13 protein-coding genes are annotated in these 19061 nt (G+C 46.3%); all 13 read right to left on the minus strand.

Annotated elements, in window-relative coordinates; all coding sequences use genetic code 11:
• Nucleotides 1-11 precede the first annotated feature (11 nt).
• Nucleotides 12-1574 carry a hypothetical protein gene (locus tag AC1DLI_RS22995; protein WP_477606805.1) on the minus strand — a complete coding sequence of 521 codons (1563 nt, stop codon included), beginning with the start codon at nucleotides 1572-1574 and terminating at the stop codon, nucleotides 12-14.
• A gap of 32 nt (nucleotides 1575-1606) precedes the next feature.
• Nucleotides 1607-2374, minus strand: a complete 768-nt coding sequence (locus AC1DLI_RS23000; RefSeq protein WP_477606807.1) for a glycosyltransferase family 2 protein — start codon at nucleotides 2372-2374, stop codon at nucleotides 1607-1609.
• A 43-nt stretch (nucleotides 2375-2417) separates the two neighbouring features.
• Complete coding sequence (locus AC1DLI_RS23005; RefSeq protein ID WP_477606809.1) at nucleotides 2418-3890, minus strand: alkaline phosphatase family protein; 1473 nt, start codon at nucleotides 3888-3890, stop codon at nucleotides 2418-2420.
• Complete coding sequence (locus AC1DLI_RS23010; RefSeq protein ID WP_477606811.1) at nucleotides 3887-4849, minus strand: lysylphosphatidylglycerol synthase transmembrane domain-containing protein; 963 nt, start codon at nucleotides 4847-4849, stop codon at nucleotides 3887-3889. Before AC1DLI_RS23010 ends, AC1DLI_RS23005 begins: the two co-directional genes overlap by 4 nt.
• The gene (locus AC1DLI_RS23015) at nucleotides 4846-5208 is read right to left on the minus strand and encodes a MarR family transcriptional regulator (protein ID WP_477606813.1); all 363 of its coding nucleotides are present in this window, start codon (nucleotides 5206-5208) and stop codon (nucleotides 4846-4848) included. The genes AC1DLI_RS23010 and AC1DLI_RS23015 overlap by 4 nt, the downstream gene beginning before the upstream one ends.
• Nucleotides 5209-5602: 394 nt before the next feature.
• Entirely contained in the window at nucleotides 5603-7918 is a 2316-nt protein-coding gene (locus tag AC1DLI_RS23020; RefSeq protein ID WP_477606815.1) for an alpha-L-rhamnosidase-related protein, read from the minus strand.
• A 15-nt stretch (nucleotides 7919-7933) separates the two neighbouring features.
• Entirely contained in the window at nucleotides 7934-8821 is an 888-nt protein-coding gene (locus AC1DLI_RS23025) for a carbohydrate ABC transporter permease (RefSeq protein ID WP_477606817.1), read from the minus strand.
• An 11-nt stretch (nucleotides 8822-8832) separates the two neighbouring features.
• Entirely contained in the window at nucleotides 8833-9756 is a 924-nt protein-coding gene (locus AC1DLI_RS23030; RefSeq protein ID WP_477606860.1) for an ABC transporter permease, read from the minus strand.
• Between the two features lie 91 nt (nucleotides 9757-9847).
• A complete protein-coding gene (locus tag AC1DLI_RS23035) occupies nucleotides 9848-11368 on the minus strand; it encodes an ABC transporter substrate-binding protein (RefSeq protein ID WP_477606819.1) in 1521 nt (506 codons plus the stop codon).
• Between the two features lie 226 nt (nucleotides 11369-11594).
• A complete protein-coding gene (locus AC1DLI_RS23040) occupies nucleotides 11595-13205 on the minus strand; it encodes a response regulator transcription factor (RefSeq protein WP_477606821.1) in 1611 nt (536 codons plus the stop codon).
• Nucleotides 13186-14931 carry a sensor histidine kinase gene (locus tag AC1DLI_RS23045; protein ID WP_477606823.1) on the minus strand — a complete coding sequence of 582 codons (1746 nt, stop codon included), beginning with the start codon at nucleotides 14929-14931 and terminating at the stop codon, nucleotides 13186-13188. The genes AC1DLI_RS23040 and AC1DLI_RS23045 overlap by 20 nt, the downstream gene beginning before the upstream one ends.
• Nucleotides 14932-15285: 354 nt before the next feature.
• Entirely contained in the window at nucleotides 15286-17118 is a 1833-nt protein-coding gene (gene glmS, locus AC1DLI_RS23050) for a glutamine--fructose-6-phosphate transaminase (isomerizing) (protein WP_477606825.1), read from the minus strand.
• Between the two features lie 564 nt (nucleotides 17119-17682).
• A complete protein-coding gene (glmM, locus tag AC1DLI_RS23055) occupies nucleotides 17683-19023 on the minus strand; it encodes a phosphoglucosamine mutase (RefSeq protein ID WP_308995381.1) in 1341 nt (446 codons plus the stop codon).
• Nucleotides 19024-19061 lie beyond the last annotated feature (38 nt).

Below are 19061 nucleotides of genomic sequence, written 5' to 3' on the forward strand. Positions count from 1 at the left end.
CTCCTTCTGTTTTACTCTATTTCCATTTGGCGCTCATTTGGTCCGATCCATTCGTAAAGGGTAATCCGGGAATAGACCGGGTCAAATAAATCATCTGACACAAATTTTGCAACGGGGATTACCTGTGATCCCGCATTAGCATTTTGCTGCAAAAAACCATTTAGCACATGATCCGTCAAAAATACCCGCTGCCCAGCCCCCGTCTGCGATAAGGAATGAAAGTAATCGAATGTCAAAATTTTTCGATGCTCATATCCGGCCTCCAAATAGCGGAGTACCCGGGTTTCTTCCCATGTGTACAGAACAAACGGTTGGTCCAAAGCTTCCATATAGTCGTTCAATTGATAAACAGCAGGTGTTTGCTCGGCTTGAAGCTTTAGCAATTGAGCTCCTACTGCGATTTGAACGGCGATAACGGCAGCTAAGGCAAGATAGATTGCTGCTGCTGCCATATCCCACTTCCGCCGGCGGATATCTCCCGAAGCTCTGTTTAATAATGCTGCTGTTTTTAATGCTGCAGCATAAAGGACCAGAAGCATTGGACCAGCAACGGGCGCAATATGGCGAGGCTTTTCAATATTTTGGCCCAATAAAACCCATACTCCATATGCTGCCAGGCAAATCCACAGCCATTTGCCGAATTTCCTATCCGCAGAAGCATCCCGTATGCTGCCCCCTAGCTTCCACATCCCAAAGCCCATCAAAGCTAAAAGCAGTAAATAAAACACAGCCAGTGCTGACGAACGGCTAAACCATACGTCGCGAATCAGGTGATCGGCAATTAGTGTTACAAAGCGCGTGCCGAGGGGTACCTTCGAGTCTGCGACCCCGCCGCCCCATTCGGAGAAATGTCCAGAGACAAATGCTAGGGACAACTTCCAGAAACCTTGCAGCGTACCTTCGGACTGGATTAGGCCGCCAATCCAAATGAGCTGCGCGCCTCCGGCGGCTGCAATTGCCATAACCAATCTTCGAAGCCTATTGCGGCTGTCCGTAAGACTCGTAAATTGGCAAACAAGCAGCAGTGCCAAGGCAATGCCAAAAGGGAAGTAGGATAATCGAATCCCCATTAGAACGCTAAACATTAGTAACGCAGTCCCCAGGCGAGCGTTGGATTTAGGACGGTCTGCAGCCCATCGCACACTCCATAGATACCACCAGAGCACGGCGATGCCCGCGCATTCGGACATGGGCCGTGAGCCCATAAGCCATAAATAAGGCAAAGATTGAACGCCCACCGCTGCCCATATTGCGGGAACCAGCCCGATGTATCGCTTGGCTAACAACGTAATCGGAAACGCTGCGCTTAAGGCAAGCATCGCATTCCATATAATCAAGGATTGGACCGGGTCAGTCACCCACTCATGAACCAGCTTTGCTCCCGCAATAAAATACGGGTATCCCGGAAAATGGGGCTGCATGGCGAGCAGGTCGTACCGGTCCACCGCAAGCACAAAATCCACCTCGTCCCATGAACGTACAAAGGGACTAGAGAAAAACAGATTGAAGCAGAAAATAAAGAGAAGGGCGATAAAAGCAGCGCTTATCGATATACGGCGAACGAGTCGATGCAATATTCTCTGACCCCCTCTCGTTGCGATAACCGTTACGCTTGCTGACCCGAGGTATCCTGCATTTTCCTGTTTCGGGCAAGGGAGGCACCGCGAAGAGCGGGCCGCTTCATCTCCTTATAAATAGCCGGAATGACGGAATTGACATATTGCCGGAATTTAATGAAGGACTGCCCCTGTGTCCTCACCTTGTAGGCGATAGGAACCTCTTGCAGACGAAAGCCCTTCCTCAGCAGATTCAAGGTCAACACTTGGGCGTAATTGTAATCATGAATGATTTCCGCGCATTCCATCGCTTCCCGAGAAAAACCTCGCATGCCGGATTGGCCGTCATAAATCCATTTGCGCAGCAGCACGGACTGGAGCAGCGTAAAAAAATAATTTCCTAGCCTGCGATGAAGCTTCATCCCTGCGATGCTCCCCTTAAATCGCGAACCGAACGTGTAGTCCGCCTCCCTATCCATAATTGGGGCGACAACCTCAGGAATTTGCTCCGGCGGGTACTCATTGTCAGCATCAATCATCAAACCAATATCTGCGTCCAGCAGGCAGGATTGCCTCAGTCCCTCTCTAACGGCAGCCCCTAGGCCCCTGTTTTTCCCAAAGGAATGTACATAATCCGCTCCCGCTTCCTTCGCCACCTCTACTGTCCGGTCGGTCGAGCCATCATCGATAATGATGACCTTTACGTCATACTTAGGATGGAAATCTCTCGGAACACGAGCAATGACGCTCGCAATGTTTGCTTCTTCGTTATGTGCAGGTATGAATACGACAAGCTTTTTGTTACCTGTAGATTTCATGGTATTCCTCTTTTCATTAAGCCATTTCCTTGAGGTTGAGGTATTAACGCTTGAACGCATCCGTCAACACCCGCCCGCGGCTTGCGCTTGGATACGGTGCTCCCAATAAATAAGCGAGCGTTGGTGCCATGGAAATTAACGAGTGTCTCTCATCGACTCTGCAGCCTTGGCGAATGGTTGGACCATGCAGGAAGAAAGGGACAAACCGTTCTCCTTCATCCAGGTGGCCATGTCCGCCGATGCCGTCAGCCTGACCGTGGTCGGCGCAAAGGATAAGCGTTGTATTTTCCATCATGCCTTGATCTGTCAGCCAACCGACAAAATCCTCAACCAACCTGTCAGCCTCGGCGATTTTCTGTAAATATTCATCGTACAGCACACCCATGCTATGTCCGGTTTGGTCAACGGCAATCATCTGAACGACGAACAAATCAGGATTTTGCTCGGCCATTATCTTTTTGGAGCGGTCAATGATATTGCGGTCAGCTTTGTCATTGTGCATAACGGCAGTCACGCTTTCCACATCGTCGCCCATGGAGTCAATCAGATGGGCAATACCAAGCAAACGTCCCCGCTTCCCAACCTTCCGCAGCGAATCGAAAATACTTTCCACCCGAATTCCCAGCTTCCAAACCATATTGGAACGTATACCGTGGTCTTTGGGATGGGCACCGGTAAACATGGATGAAAAACAAACGACCGTTCTTGCGGGATAGACCGTCTCCATCTGCGTATACTCTGTTCCTTCCGACCGCAGCTTCTTCAGAAAAGGAGCATCGGCTTCTTCAAAGCGCTCCTTGCGCATACCGTCAATGACAATCACGATGACCTTCTCGTTGGTGGCCTTTCCCGTCATATCAGGCCCATCTGTGTATAATGTTGTCTCTTTTGGTTTCCAATCAAAAAGGTTTGCATGCAGAATCCAGCTGTATAGACACAAGCACGCTGTGAATATGCCCAATAAAATAACAGCATCCGCGAACCCGGCAGCGGGCCAAGGGATTTCTCCCGAAGGAAACAGCAAGCCGTAAAAATGATTCCACAATAACAAGAGCAGCAGTAGCTTAGGCAGTTGTTCCTGTGCATTACCGCTTGTCGAATCGCTGTTCTTGAGCACAAGCTTCCAGAAGCGTTTAAAGTTCCACCATGACGTTCCGATCCGCATTCGGTAATAAAACGTTCCCCAGAAAAACACGGTGAAGAAGAAATACAATCCGATTGCCGCCGCATGAAGGGAAAGATTTTGCGGTTCCCATAAAAGTAAAGAAGCTACAAGCGGCAACCATAAGTAATTCCTTAGAAAAAGCGGGAAATCGAAATAATAGAATATAAAAAACAAAGGTAATATCAGAAGAAGACTTAAGCCGGTACCTGCCCAAAAACGACTGTCAAGCCACTGATCAGACCGATACAGCAAGAATACGGATGTGGCAAAAATCGGCGTAAACGGCTTGCCCTCGTTCAGAAGGTTCCAACATCTAGCCGCTACAATCTCAAAAGGCGAAGCTTGTTTCATAAGGATGTCCTTTCACGCGCATGATTCGAATTTAGGGAAGGCTTTCGCTGTATTTGGATCCATTCCTTAGCTTCACGCAGACCAATCGGCATTCGGATCAAAGAATAGGAACCCAGAATAAAGGCTACAGCGAATTTAAATGTATGTGTCAGCAAAGCGGTGGTATAGGCTTCTTCCCAGCTAACTCCAAGCACCGCCAACGAGCCGCTTAACGTACTCTCATAGGTACCTATTCCACCTGGTGTAACATGAAAGATTTGGCCTCCGATCGTTACGCTGTTGGCCCAAATGGATGAAGCGGCGCTTAACTGTATGCCTCCCATATGGGCAATACCGAACAAGATTACCGCTTCCAGTATCCAACTTACGGCAACAAGAGCCAGGATATAGGGGCCTTGCCTTGACATAACGATTGCTTTGAGCTGCTCCCAGTGCCGATTGGCAAATGGCCAGCGCCGAATCGGAAACCATTTCAAGGCCACCACTGCTAAAATGACCAATGCTGCCATGACAGCAAACGCAAGCCAAGACATCTTCATTCCTAACCACAGCATGCCAATGGCCGATATCGTTCCTAGCACAAGTAAGTCCGTCAAACGCATAATTACGACGGAGTGGAGAGCAGTATCCCACCTCATACTCGCCTTCTTCATTAAAACACCTGTGCGTACAAGATCACCGACCTTGATTGGCAGCAAGTGATTGAACAGTAAGCTGTAAAAAATACCATGCAAGTACATTCCGATTGCGTGTTCACGGCCTGTGTACGCCTGCCAGGCTGCTGCTTTGAGAACAAAAGATAAAAGATAAACGACAAACATGAATAGCAGCCATCCCGGCTGAACGAGTACAATTCGTAACCGTTCAAGCAGTTGATGCAGGTCGAACAACTGCCAGCTCAGGAGTAAAAAAACAATGAAGAGGACAAGACCGGCGAATCCGCTGAGTTTTCTCGTCATCCCGCGTTGGCGCCGTTCGACGGTTCAGGTTCTTGAGTGAAAACGAGATCCGGGTAGCGTTCCAACCACTTTTGCCAATCACGGTTCGCCTCCTCCCATACCCGCACTCCGTTATCCGTAATGACCATAAATTGGCCGTCCTTCTCAGCCCTCGCTATTAATCCGCTAACGGTTAGACTTTGGGTCACTTTGCTCAAGGATGGGGCCGGCATCATCAGAAGCACCGCGAGTTCCTCGGACGTTAGGGTTCCTCGTTCAATCAGGATTCCGAGTACTCTATATTTGCTTCGTTGTGACCGGTGTTTCAATTTAGCGTTTCGATGATACTTTCCGGACTTGTACCTAGTTTGAGCGTCCAACTCTCCACCACCTTCCTTCGATGCAAACCGTTTTGGGTCATATTTTATGATCTGTTTGATAATGATAATCATTCCGAAGTCATTTGCAATTATATCTAATGAAAATGAGAGAATGATGTGAAAATGAAATTTTTTTACCATCTATTAAAATTAGCCGCATAGCTTGCCTTAACTTAGATCCAAAATCGTTAATGATGGAAATGATTAACCATGTAATTTTGCAGACACAAAAGCCGGTAATTCCTTCGTAAGGAATTACCGGCTTTTGTGTTTTGGATATGGAAGGGTCTTATTACATTTAGGGCAGTCCACTTTTTAGCGTGGAAAGACCGAGGCCCGGGGATATGCCTTCGTCGCTTCAATGACTTTTGGACAGCCTTTCTGTCAATCTCAATCAAACTACATACTTTATCCCTTCCGGTACCTCGACAGCGAGAGTGATGTTGTCGTTGTCTTCTGCCTTTTCCCAGCTTACCTTGATTAGCCCCTTCGGCGTCACGACTTCGCCTCTCGCCCAAGATAAATAGCCTGGAGTAGGACTTACCTTGACACTCGCATAACCTGGTTCTGCCGGCTGCACCCCAAGAACGATGGCTGGCAATTCATACAAAATCAAAGATCCCCAAGCATGACAATCACTTCGTTCCATCACGTCATCTTCAACGCATGTCGTCAAATTTTTGGCCAGCATCCCTCTCCATAATGTCCATAACTCATCGGTTTTGTGATAGAGACCGACTTTCTCCACTGCGCGGAAAAGGTAGTAAGCCATCGCAACGGAGCATTTCGCTAAGGTTTCATCCGTCAATGCTTTTTCCATCAATCCCTTCGCATTCGCTCCCGTCACCACATCGGTCAAAACCGCAAGCACTTGGGCATGCTGGCTGTACTCTTCCAAGCCGGGACCATCCTGAATCAAGCCGTCTCTGCCCACGCAGCATTCGAGTACTGCCCCCTTAATGCCTTCCGCTTTCTTCAGGAAGCGTAATCCCAAATCGAGTCGATTCACGTATCTGGCCAATTCCGCCGCAGCCTGAAGCCCCATCCGATATAAGAGAGAGTCGAAGGTTACAGGCCCTTTATAGATGGCATTCGGTACGCCGGTATTCCATGTGGCTACCCAATCGACGAAGGACCAGTAGGGGTTCCCCATCCCTCCCTCGGATGTCCTTGCCGTCAATCCCGTTTCTTCCAAACGCTGGTCGAAGAACTGAAGGACTCTTTCGACGGATGGCATATACTTCTCAACCAGCTTCTTGTCGCCAAAGTACATCATATGGTCATGGATCATGAGAATATAATAGATGGCGAAGCCGGGAATGACGTTAGGCCCGGTAGAGGGATAACAGCTGTTAGTCAGACCGTCGTAACGCTGGGAACGGAAGAAATCATCGATACACTTTCTTGCCAAACGATCATCAGCAGCGATGTTATACGTAAACAGGATTTGGGATCGCGAATCCATTGCATATTGCAGCTGCTCGTAATACGGGCAGTCCTCATAGGTCTCATGCATGCAGAGGCGCAAGGTTCGCTCGCTGATCTCCCAAATGGCTTGTAAGGATTCATCCGAGGTTTCCACCTTGGTCTGAACCTCAAGCGGATACCCCGTTTCCCGATAGCTTAGCCTTGTGAAGGTCAAAGGCTCCGCTTCGGTTTCCACGGTGATCTGGACAAATCGAAAAGTCCGAAACCAGAAGGGTTCATACTCCTCCAGTTGCTCCATCGTGCCGAAGCCGCCGACCTGGTAGGTGTCCGGCATGCCTTCCAGATGTCCATGGATAAAGTCGGTCCGGTCTCCCTTCGCGGGAGTTGGAAGATGCCCTTTCCTATCTTTGGCCGGATACACGTAGGATTCCGTGCTAAGAATAGACACGGTTGCTCCAGCTCCTCCAGCAAAAGCCGTTTCCAGAAAACCCGTAACCTCGCTGCCTGTGCTGATTTCGACAATCGCCTTTGTGTAAGGTGGAATCGTTACGACACTCTGCGCTTCGATCAGCTTCGCCCACTCGTCGGTATTCGTATCTGGCGTTCTTGCACACACCACACTTTCAAAACTGCTCGGCCTCTCATAAAGAAAAGGAATTGGTCTAGGGGTCAACCCGCCTGGACTAATCGCTTTTCTTACTTGGTTGATCGGATAGGCCTTCGTCTCCGTCCAATCACGATCGTCAAAGCCTGCTTGCTTCCAGCCCTGCGAACGAATATTCCCTTTCGCGATTTCCGTAATATACAACGGGTCGAAATAAGGGTTCGCTTGCCCTAGTTGAATGCGATCCTCATAGAAGCATTTCCAAGTCTCATCCGCTTCAAAGGAAAGCTCGGTCCCTTCCTCCAACGTGATTGCTCCGTCCAGATACAAGCCTGGCATATCCGTTCTCCAGATAGAATGGTTTCCCCGGTCATGCTGCTGGGGGTAACGGAGGACGACCGTTGCGAATACATTCACACCTGGCCGAAGCGCTGTTCCGATATCCACCTCGTCATAAAACCAGACTTGATCGTCTCCCTTGCAAGGCCCCTGCGCAATGGAAACGCCATTGACATAAAGGCGATATCTGGAGTCTGCGCTTATCCGAAGAACCGCGGATTTCACATTCTGATCCAGATGAAGTTCTTTCCGAAAATATAGAAATGAAGCGCTATCCCGATCATAGGGACCAGCGGTCCAGATCCATTTGCTTTTCCTGTTAACGATAGACAGATCCATGCATATCCACCCTTTCTATCCTTTTACGGCGCCAATGGTAATTCCCTTTACAAAGTATCTTTGGAAGAACGGATACAGCACCAGAATTGGCAATATTCCCACAACAGCGATCGCCATTCGAATGCTGGTGCTTGGCAGCTCGGTGGTTACCTTCTGACCTACGTTGCTTGAGCTGAGAAACTGGATATTGCTCAGAATGCGGTTTAGTACGTTCTGCAGACTAAACAGATTCTGATCAGTCAAGTAGTATAATCCATTTGTCCAATCGTTCCAGTAGTTAATCCCGACCATGAGACCTACCGTTGCCAGAATCGGCAAGGAAAGCGGAAGAATGAGTTGAAAAAATACTTTATATTCCCCCGCTCCATCTATCTCCGCGGCTTCGATCAATTCCGGCGGGATGTTGTTAGAGAAATAATTTTTCATAAGCAGCACGTAAAAGGCGTTCATTAATAAATTGGGCAAAATCAAGGCGAAAATCGAATTTTTAATATGAAAAAATCCAGTCCACATCAGATAGGAAGGCACCAGCCCCCCGTTAAAAAGCATGGTGAAAAACACGATGAAGGAAAACATATTTCTTTTTGAAAAATCTCTTCTTGAGAGCGGATAAGCAAGCAAGGATGTCAACAGCAGCCCCAAGCTTGTGCCGACAGCGGTCACCAGAAGCGTAATCCCGTAGGCCCTCACTAACATGGTGCTTTGTTGAAACAAGTACTCGTAGGCGTTCAGACTGAATTTCTCGGGAAAAAATGAGTAGCCATTAAGGGTTAGAGTCGTTTCTTCCGTAAAGGAGGAAATCACGAGCAGCAAAAACGGCAAAATACTTGCCAGTGCCAAGATGGACAATATGATGTTAATACTGATTTGAAATATCGGTTGCTTATTGGTTAACTTCTTCATCTCTTCACCTCTTAGAAAAGCGCATTGTCTTTGTCTACTTTCCTGACAATAAAATTGGCCAGGAGAATCAGTATGAATCCGACTACGGACTGGTACGCGCCTGCGGCCGAGGCCATTCCGATGTCGTTCATCTGAAGCAATCCACGGTAAACATAAGTATCGATAACATTGGTCGTATTGTAGAGCGCTCCGGAATTCATCGGGATCTGATAGAACAAACCGAAATCCGCATAGAAGATCGTTCCTATCGACATCAACACCAAAGTAATAATGGTAGGTTTAAGCATGGGCAACGTAATAGAGATAATCTGTCTCCATTTTCCGGCTCCATCGATTTCTGCAGATTCATAGAGAGATTTATCAATACCGAGAATCGACGCAAGATAAATAATGCATGAATACCCCAAGCCCTTCCAAAGGTAGATAATAACTAGGATAAAGGGCCAATAAGTAGATTCCATATACCAGGAGATAGGTTCTATGCCGAACAAAGGCAAGATCGATTTGTTGATCAAACCGGTGTCGACACTTAGAAAGGCGTATGCAATATACGCGACGATAATGATGGACATTAATTGCGGCAGTAGCAGCACCGTTTGATAAAACCGGGATAGAAATTTCCTGGAGAGCTCACTTAGCATAATGCCGACTGTTACTCCAAACACCGTTCCGAGTATAATAAATGTCGCATTGTACAAAAGCGTATTTCGCGTAATCACCCATGCATCGGATGTGCTGAATAGATATTTAAAATTTTCTAAACCTGCCCAACCGCTATGAAAGATGCCTTGGGCGTAATCAATATTCTTAAATGCAATAAAAAGACCGGTCATCGGGATATAGTTATTAATCAACAGATACAACAGCCCAGGCAGCATCATCACATACATGGAAAGCATACTTTTTCTTTTTTTAATCGTTGTGTTCAAAGCAATCCTCCTTCCTTCCTTTTGCATGTCTGGATGAAATGGGGTACAACTAAGCAGCTATAATATCTGCATAGTTGTACCTGATGACAAGATGATTTTACTTCTCGTTTGCGGCAAACCAAGCGTCTAGCTGCTTCTGTTTTTCCGCGATAATCTTATCCAGCCCTGCCGCTTTCAGCTTCGCGTTAAATTCCGGCAAGTACTTGTCAGGGTCCAAGCTTCCCGTATCGAGCCCCGGTCTGTATTGATCAATTACATTATTAACATTCGCGATTTCCGTCTTTACCTTCGAACTGTCATAAGAGAAACCGAGAGCGATGGAGATCGGCGCCGTTTTATTGTTTTCTTCGAGAATATTGTAGTTATTCGGATCATTGCCTTCCCATACATGAGCGATCAGCTGGTTACCCATCAACCAATCCTGGCCGAAGGCATAGCCTGTATTGCCCGCATTCACACCGCTTGGGTAACCTATTGTTCCATCCTGCTTCTTCTCGTAATGCATACCCTCGATGCCCCAGTCAATCAAGTTAATGACATCGGCATTCGTATAGGTCAAATTTAGGAATTTCATAGCAGCTTCCGGATTTTTTGAGGTAACCGGTATAACCCAGGTTAGACCTTGAATGATTCCCGAAGTAATCAAAGGATCCTGCAGCTTCTTCGTGACAAACGGATGTCCCGTGTTTCTCGCCAATTGGGCATCCAGGCCAGCTTCACCGCTTACAAATTCTGAGAATCCTTTGCCCGCTTTGAACAGATTTACAGCACTCTCGTTTGATGTTGCCGCATCCTTCAGAATATATCCCTTTTGATACCAGTCATTCATCGTTTTCAGGATGGAAGTATATTCTTCCGTCTCAAACAAATTAACAACCTTGTGGTTATCGTTGCCAAGAAGCACCCCTAAGCCATCGCCCAGATTATCGTATGTCGATTGAAACAATAGCGATGCCGGCGACAATGTAACGTTTCCTGTCCCGTTAGGAATAAGCATAGCCATTTGCGGTTCTTTCTCGGATACCACCTCGTAAATCTTGGCAATATCGTCAATCGTATTCACGCTGTCAATACTTAAGCCGTATTTGTCCAATATGTCTTTTCTCATCGCAATATTTGGGACGGCTGCTTTGCCATTTCCAACGGTTATGCCATAGACTTTTCCATCAACCTTTGTCCCCTTCAAGAAGTTGTCTCCCACAGCAGATGTGATCCCCTGACCGAGACTGTCCATTAAATCCGTCATATCCAGCAGCTGCTTCTGGGCTACCATGTTGTTGAAATTACCCAATGTTGGCATCACGTCAAGCTTCTCTCCGCTGGTGACCATCAGATTGATTTGCTGTCCCCAGTTTCCGCCGCTGATCGGCAGCAGCTTTGCTTTCACATTAATTTCTTTGATCGATATTTTGTTAACCTCGTCTTCAATCCGCTGCATGTCTGCCGGTATGTTACCAAATACGGGATATGCGTATACGATTTCGACGGGCTTGGTGTTTTTTTCTGTTTCTTTCGAATCATTTTCGCCTTTATTGCTGCCGCCATTTCCACCGCTGCAGGCGGAAAGAAGCAAGGCAACCATGGCTAACAGTGTTATCACTTTTCTTTTCTTTTTCACCTTGATTTCCCCTTTGTTTACAATTACCGTACAAACAACCCTAGAATTGATGTTTAATCAGGTTCTCTGTGACAGGTTACCATCATTATATAAGCGTTTCCGCCTATAACTCTTTAAATCCTCAGACCTCTGTTGGACGGTTTCCGACCACGATCCGAAACATGCTAGTCGTTCATACAAAAAAACAAACCCCAGATAGCTGGGATTTGTTATTATCCGACCATATTTATTCATTTTCCGACTTTGCGCTCTGTTTTCTGAATTCCGAAGGGCTGCTGCCGACTGCTTTCTTGAATAGCTTGGAGAAGTATGTGAGATTATCATAACCGACTTCACTAGCCACCGTACTAATTGGCAAATTCGAATCGTTCAACAAAATAATCGATTTTTTGATTCTGGCATCAGTCAAATATTCGATGATCGATAGTCCCGTAGATTTCTTGAATATTCGGGTCAAATAGTCGGGATTAAGGTATACATGATTGGCGATGTCTTCTCTCGTAATGTCGTTCTTCAGGTTCGCATGCATATATTCCTTCACTTTCCCGATAACCGACTGCGATTTTGCGATCTCTTCCGTATAACCGACCGCCTTGCCGATAAAATAGTGAATCCAGTTTCTCATATGATCAATATTGCTTACAGAATTCCGGTACAGCTCCTGCGACTGCGGATCTTTGAATAGCTGATGGGCTTGAACTTCTTTTTGCAGCAGGAAAGCATACACCATTTGCAGCACATCATGCTGCACAATGCGCAGGACATCCAGATTGAGTTTTTCCTCCGCTGCCAGAGCATGAAGATAGCCAATGATTTTCTGCTGCAATTTTTCTATTTGGCCCTGGTGCAGCATAACCGTACACTCTTGAATAAGGGTCTCCAAAGCGGCAATCGGAGTATCGACATCACGATCCCACTCGTTTAAATCAAAGATTTTACTCGTTAATGCGACGTTGTTTTTATCGATTTCCAGCAGCTTTTTATAGCTTTCAGAAAGCTGCTCGCCGTAAACGAAGTCGCCTATATAACAGCTTACACTGCATCCTAAGTAGGTATTGCAAGCAGCGATGACTTCCTTGCATACCTCCTTTATCTCTTCCTCATGGCGCTTCCTATTCTTAACCTCCTGCAGGATGGCTATCATTTGACCGTTCAATATAAAGAGGGAGCTTGAGTTCACATTTCCGAATATGATTTCACCCGCAATATTTTTCAAAGCGTAATCGAGCAATTGATGGTTCCATGCGTCCAGCTTCGTAACCAGTCTTTTTTTGCTAATCAATACTAATCTATACCGTTCATCTGTTTTATACTCAACATTTCTTTTTTTTGCGTTTTGCGCGATTTCCGCAGGGTGATCAGGGAGCTGTCCTTGCAATAGATCGGACCAAAAGCTTTCCTCAATCATTGATTGGTTGTTAATCCAGTACTCCCCGTACTCGCTGTATTCTTTTAATCGTTTTGTTGAGGAAATCTTGGACACGACTTTGTAAATAACCTGCTCCAAGTCTTCGAATGGGATCGGCTTGACCAAATAATCGAAGCTTCCAAGCTCAATCGCTTTTTTGGCAAATTCAAATTCGGCATGACAAGTAAGTAAAATACTTTCCGTATCAAGAGAATGCTCTTTGATCCATGCAAGCAGCTCCAATCCATTGCCCTGCGGCATCTCAATATCGCAAATTGCGATGTCTATTGCGGTCGTGGACAAGATCTCCTTAGCTTGCGTAATATTGTGAGCCGTATAGACTTCATTAATCTTGAGCATGTCCCAGTCGATGCTGTGTTTAATAGCCCTGACGGTCTGGATTTCATCATCAACGATTAAAATATTCATTCTGAATCGGCTCCGTTTCTGTCGGCAAAATTATCATGATTCGTGCACCGGCGTTGTTGCTTGCGGTTAAGCTGGCTTTGCCCCCATACATCAGTTTGAGCCTTTGTTTAATATTCCAGATCCCGATACTCACTCCATCATCTTTGTGGTGGTCGTTATCCGAATTAATATCGTCCAGCGCTTCGGCTGAGAATCCTTTCCCGCTATCCTGGATCGTGATGCATGCAAACTTGCCGTTCCCCTGTTCAATCAAAGCCATATTAATGTATACCGTTATCGGCTCGTACATCGTAAGGGCATGCTTCATGATATTCTCAATAAACGTATGCAAGATAAGCGGCGGCATTTGCAAGTTCATCAGCTGCTGGTCGGCATCGACATGGCAAATCAAATTTTCCCCTGAGCGGATCTTCTGGATTTGAAGATACGTTTGGACATGCTTTAGCTCATCCTTGAATGGGACAAGCGTAAAATTCCCTCTAACCATATACCTTAAATAATCCGATAAGCTCCTGACCATCTCCTGAATCAATGAATAGTCTTTCATTTGAGCCATACTATAGATAGTGTTGAAGGCATTCAGATAAAAGTGCGGCTTGATCTGCATCTGAAGATACTGGAGCTCCGCTTTCTGCTTATGAATTTGCTCTTCATAGACATCAATTTTGAGCTGCTGAATCTGTGAAGTGAAATGATTGAATGTATCAATCAGAAGCATAAATTCATAGGGATGCTCTTCTACTTTAATGTTATAGCTTAGATCCCCGCCTTCAAACATTTTGATGGCGTGTTTTATTTTCGTTACCGGCTTGAATATCCATTTCCTCAGTATGACGAAGGTTAGAGGTATGCACAAAATCGAAAGCAAAGCGATGCTAATAATAACGATCTGAATTTGGTCAAGCCCTTCGAGGATGTTGTTTTCACTGTCTACGACCGTTAATCGCAAGTCTCCCCTCTTTGAATCCTGCCCAATTACCATGTAATTTTTATTCGTACCGGTAAAGTAATAGCTGCTTAAATCTCCCGACAGGTCAATCTCATGACTTCGAATGAAATCAGCGTTATTTAACGGCACTCCTACCGAAGAAGCCATAATAAACGATTCCTTCTGACTAAGATCCAAATCATTAATGTATTGAATAAAAGTATCTAGGTTTATCCAAGCGCCTACAAACACACTGCCTATATTCAAGATTCTGAACATGTAATTGGAGGAATCGACCGATGATGAAAACCACTTCAACCCACTAAGGCTTCCGCCATTATCCATCTTATCCGACGTATATTCCGCAACTGCAATTCTTTCATCGTAGCTGGTGCGCGAGCTAAAGGAATATAAGTAGTCCTTCGTCGTGCTCGAATAGACAAAAATCCCGTCAACCAGCTTATAGGTACCGATGGCCCTTACAATATCTTCTTTTAAATTAACTTTTGCGATCTCTCTCGTGCCAGAATCGTTATTCTCCAGATTAGAAATGCTCATATCGTAACTTAACGTTTTGACTAGGTAATCATCCGCACTTTTCAATTCAGAGTCGATCTCGTTCATGTATAGTGCAATAGTATCCTTCTTGGACTCGGATACTTTCTTGTGCAGCACATTTATGGAATACCAATTATCGAAGATGAGGAAGAAGATAAGCGGAATGATAATGAGCTGCGAGCCAATCGTAAGCTTGAAAGTCAACGTTTTGGTTACGTTTTTGTGTGGGAGGAATCGCATGATTTCATCTGCTTTCGTCGTTTTTCAGGGCCTTGCAGCAAAAAAATCCTGTCCCCTTATTATACATATTTATGTTTTCAATGCTCGATTAGGTATAATTAGGGGTTATGTTGACCCCGTCTTCCTTAATGTGAAGCAGTTCACCAATCATGATATAGACTAAACCACTGAATACGTACTGGACCTTGTTGATCTGCACGAAGCGTAAACCGAAGATGGTCAGCTGCAATCGAACCCTTTCGCCATTCATCATACTGAATACAGAAAAAATCCCGAGAAATATTCCTCGGGACTTTCTAGTTCTAACTTTTATGTCATCGGACTAATAAAAATACCAATAACTGTTAAACATTCCTACTCAACAGTAACGCTTTTCGCCAAATTACGCGGTTTATCTACGTCATGCTCAAGCGCTAGCGATGCATAATAAGAAATCAGTTGCAGCGGAATAACGGACAATGCTGGCGATAGGATCGGAAGTGTCTTCGGAATCGCGAACAGCTCATCGACAGATTTCGCTACTTCTTCTTCGCTTCCTTCGTTTGCTATACCTAGAACGTGAGCTCCGCGAGCTTTAACTTCTTTAATGTTGCTAAGTGTTTTCTCGTAAAGCTCTTCTTGCGTTACAAGAGAGATAACTGGAATACCGTCCTCGATCAATGCCAAAGTACCGTGCTTCAGCTCGCCTGCTGCATAAGCTTCAGAGTGAATGTACGAGATTTCCTTCAGCTTGAGCGAACCTTCTTGCGCTACAGCGTAGTCTACGCCGCGGCCGATGAAGAACAAATGCTTGTGATGCGAGATTGATTCTGCAACCTTCTTAAGAACTGCTGCCTGTTCAAGGATAGACTCAACTTGTTCAGGAAGCTTATGCATAGCAGCTATCATTTCTTCGATATAAGCTGCATCTTTTGTTTCTAGCGTGCCGGCAAGGTGAAGGCCGAATAGGTAGAATGCAATCAACTGCGATGTGTAGGCTTTGGTTGAAGCAACCGCAATCTCAAGACCTGCCCAAGTGATAAGCACATGGTCTGCTTCGCGTGCAACCGAGCTTCCAACAACGTTTGTGATCGCTAGAACGCGAGCGCCGTTGCGCTGTGCTTCACGAAGTGCAGCAAGCGTATCCGCTGTTTCGCCCGACTGGCTGACGACAATGACAAGGGTATCCGGTGTGATGATCGGCGAACGGTAACGGTATTCGGAGGCAACATCCGTCTCAACCGGAATGCGCGCAAGCGATTCTATAACCGTTTTACCGACAAGCCCTGCATGGTAAGCCGTTCCGCAAGCCACAATGTGTACTTTACGAATTGATTTAATATATTCAGCTGTCATTCCCAGCTCTTTTAATTGCACAGATTTGCCGTCTTCTGCAATGCGGCTAATCATCGTATCACGGTAAGCTTTTGGCTGCTCGTGAATTTCTTTCAGCATGAAGTGATCAAATCCGGCTTTCTCCGCCGTTACAAGATCCCAATCGACATGAAATATTTCCTTGGAAATACTTTCGCCTTCAGTCGTCATCAATTCGACAGAACTGCTTGTCAAAATGGCCATTTCGCCGTCGTTCAAAATGTAAACGTTGCGCGTGTGCTCCAAAATAGCCGGAATATCCGATCCAATGAAGTTTTCGCCTTCGCCTACGCCAATAACAAGCGGACTTGCAAAACGAACGGCTACTAGACGGTCTGGTTCAAACTCTGTTAGGACACCAAGCGCGAACGCTCCACGCATACGTTTAACCGCACGTTGAACGGCTTCTACGATGTTGCCGTCATATTCATCAGCAATGAGATGGGAAATGACTTCCGTATCCGTCTCCGACACGAAAATATGTCCCTTTGCCATCAATTCTTCTTTCAGGTTCAAATAATTCTCAACGATACCGTTGTGAACAACGGAAAACTTAGCCGTGTTGTCCGTGTGCGGATGCGAGTTCAAATCAGAAGGTTTACCATGAGTAGCCCAGCGAGTATGACCAATACCGACAAAACCCTCTAACGGTTCTTCGCGCAGCAAGCCTTCAAGGTTCGCCAAACGACCTTTGGACTTTGTAATTTCGAGCCCGTTTTTCGTGAAGACAGCGATACCAGCGGAATCATATCCCCGGTACTCCAGCTTCTTCAATCCTTCGAGCAAAATGTCCTGAGAGTCACGTTTACCAATATATCCTACAATTCCACACATAATTTAATAAGCCTCCGATAGGTTATTTTCCCGCCTTTATCGGATGCCGCCATTGTGTGGCACAGGTAATATGAAGTTGTCACAGATTAATCGCAATCATTGCGGAAAATGTAACCCCTCTGCCCGTGCCCACCCCACAGGTGGCATCTTGGACATACGGGAGTGATGAATATAAATACAAAAATAATAAGCCCGCCGCACGATTGTATGACCGGTCGCCCGGCCGTTTTACGTAACGGCTTTCGGTTGGCTTGCAATACCGGAAGGTCCCCGCCGAATGTTTCGAACACCTTCACCTCGTCAGCTTCCCGTATGAACACCCGCTTCAAGCCCAAATTCTAGGCTTGACCACAAGACTGCTCATCACGCAAGCTCTGGCGCTTAACATGCTTAAATAACCACTATCCTCGCTTTCCTTCCTGAATCATACTACCTATCATATTCATTTTTTCTTTGCTGTGCAACCATTCAATGAAAATATACACGAATATCTTCCAGAAAAAGGGGTCGAAGACTCGTCTTCTACAAGATCCGACAAGCCTTCGACATTTTCTCCTAATAAGCTTAGCCTAGCTCACTTTTTACGACTTCAGCGATTTGCGCGACATAGGCCTCAACCTGATCCTTCTCAGGACCTTCTGCCATGACGCGAATCAAGGATTCCGTACCTGATGGACGTACAAGAACGCGGCCGTTATCGCCCAGCTCAAGCTCTACGAGCTTAACAGCTTCCTCGATTGCGGCATTGCCTTGGTACAAGCTTTTATCCGCTACACGTACGTTAACAAGCTTCTGAGGGTACTTGCGCATAAGTCCTTTGAGCTCGCTTAGCTTCTTACCGGAAGCAGCAAGCGTATCCACAAGCTGCAGCGCAGTAAGTATGCCGTCACCCGTCGTAATATGGTCAAGGAAAATAACATGCCCGGATTGCTCGCCGCCAAGGTTAAAGCCTCCGCGACGCATTTCTTCCATAACATAACGGTCGCCGACTGCGGTTTGCGCCGTTTTGAGGCCTATACGCTCCGCGCCCTTAAAAAATCCGATATTTGCCATAACCGTTGTCACAATCGTATCTTCCTTGAGCTTGCCAGCCCGCTTCATCGCGTCGCCGATAATGCACAAAATAAAGTCGCCGTCTACCTCTTCGCCCTTCTCGTCGATGGCAATAAGACGATCCGCGTCGCCGTCAAAAGAAAGCCCCAGATCCGCGCCATGCTTCAGAACCTGCTCACGCAAATATTCAGGATGCGTCGATCCGACGCCTGCATTGATATTAAGTCCATCCGGCTCGGCGCCTACGGTGATGATGTCCGCACCAAGCTCGCGGAATACGGAAGGCGCAAGCTCATAAGCAGAGCCGTTCGCGCAGTCGAGCACGATTTTCAGTCCGCTAAAATCGCCCTTGATTGTTGTCTTCAAATAGTCCAAATAACGCTGTTTAGCACCTTTATCGCTTGATACCGCTCCGATATCGCCACCCTCAGGACGCGGCAGTTCATCCGTTAATGCATCAATTAGCTGCTCGATTTCGAGCTCGGTATCATCCGATAATTTAAAGCCGTCACCTGCAAAAAACTTAATGCCGTTATCCTCTACAGGATTATGCGATGCCGAAATCATTACACCAGCGTCAGCGCCCATCTCACGCGTAATATAAGCAACCGCCGGCGTAGAAACAACGCCAAGACGAACTACGCTTGCGCCAATGGACAACAAGCCTGCAATAAGCGCCGATTCAAGCATTGGTCCCGAAATCCGTGTATCTAACCCGATAACTACTTTAGGCTTGTTAGCCGTGCGTGTAAGAACATAGCCGCCGCAGCGACCGATTTTGTAAGCTAGCTCCGGTGTAAGCTCACGGTTGGCTACCCCGCGAACACCATCTGTACCAAAATATTTCCCCATAATTAAAATGCTCCTTTGTCATATATTGCGTTCGTTAT

Source organism: Paenibacillus sp. 01T443 (assembly GCF_056398325.1).

Excerpts from the sequence above, each read along its gene's own strand:
- AC1DLI_RS23000 (WP_477606807.1), bottom strand. The coding sequence starts at position 2,374 with ATGAAATCTACAGGTAACAAAAAGCTTGTCGTATTCATACCTGCACAT.
- AC1DLI_RS23005 (WP_477606809.1), bottom strand. The coding sequence starts at position 3,890 with ATGAAACAAGCTTCGCCTTTTGAGATTGTAGCGGCTAGATGTTGGAAC.
- AC1DLI_RS23010 (WP_477606811.1), bottom strand. The coding sequence starts at position 4,849 with ATGACGAGAAAACTCAGCGGATTCGCCGGTCTTGTCCTCTTCATTGTT.
- AC1DLI_RS23020 (WP_477606815.1), bottom strand. The coding sequence starts at position 7,918 with ATGGATCTGTCTATCGTTAACAGGAAAAGCAAATGGATCTGGACCGCT.
- AC1DLI_RS23025 (WP_477606817.1), bottom strand. The coding sequence starts at position 8,821 with ATGAAGAAGTTAACCAATAAGCAACCGATATTTCAAATCAGTATTAAC.
- AC1DLI_RS23040 (WP_477606821.1), bottom strand. The coding sequence starts at position 13,205 with ATGAATATTTTAATCGTTGATGATGAAATCCAGACCGTCAGGGCTATT.
- AC1DLI_RS23045 (WP_477606823.1), bottom strand. The coding sequence starts at position 14,931 with ATGCGATTCCTCCCACACAAAAACGTAACCAAAACGTTGACTTTCAAG.
- glmS (WP_477606825.1), bottom strand. The coding sequence starts at position 17,118 with ATGTGTGGAATTGTAGGATATATTGGTAAACGTGACTCTCAGGACATT.
- glmM (WP_308995381.1), bottom strand. The coding sequence starts at position 19,023 with ATGGGGAAATATTTTGGTACAGATGGTGTTCGCGGGGTAGCCAACCGT.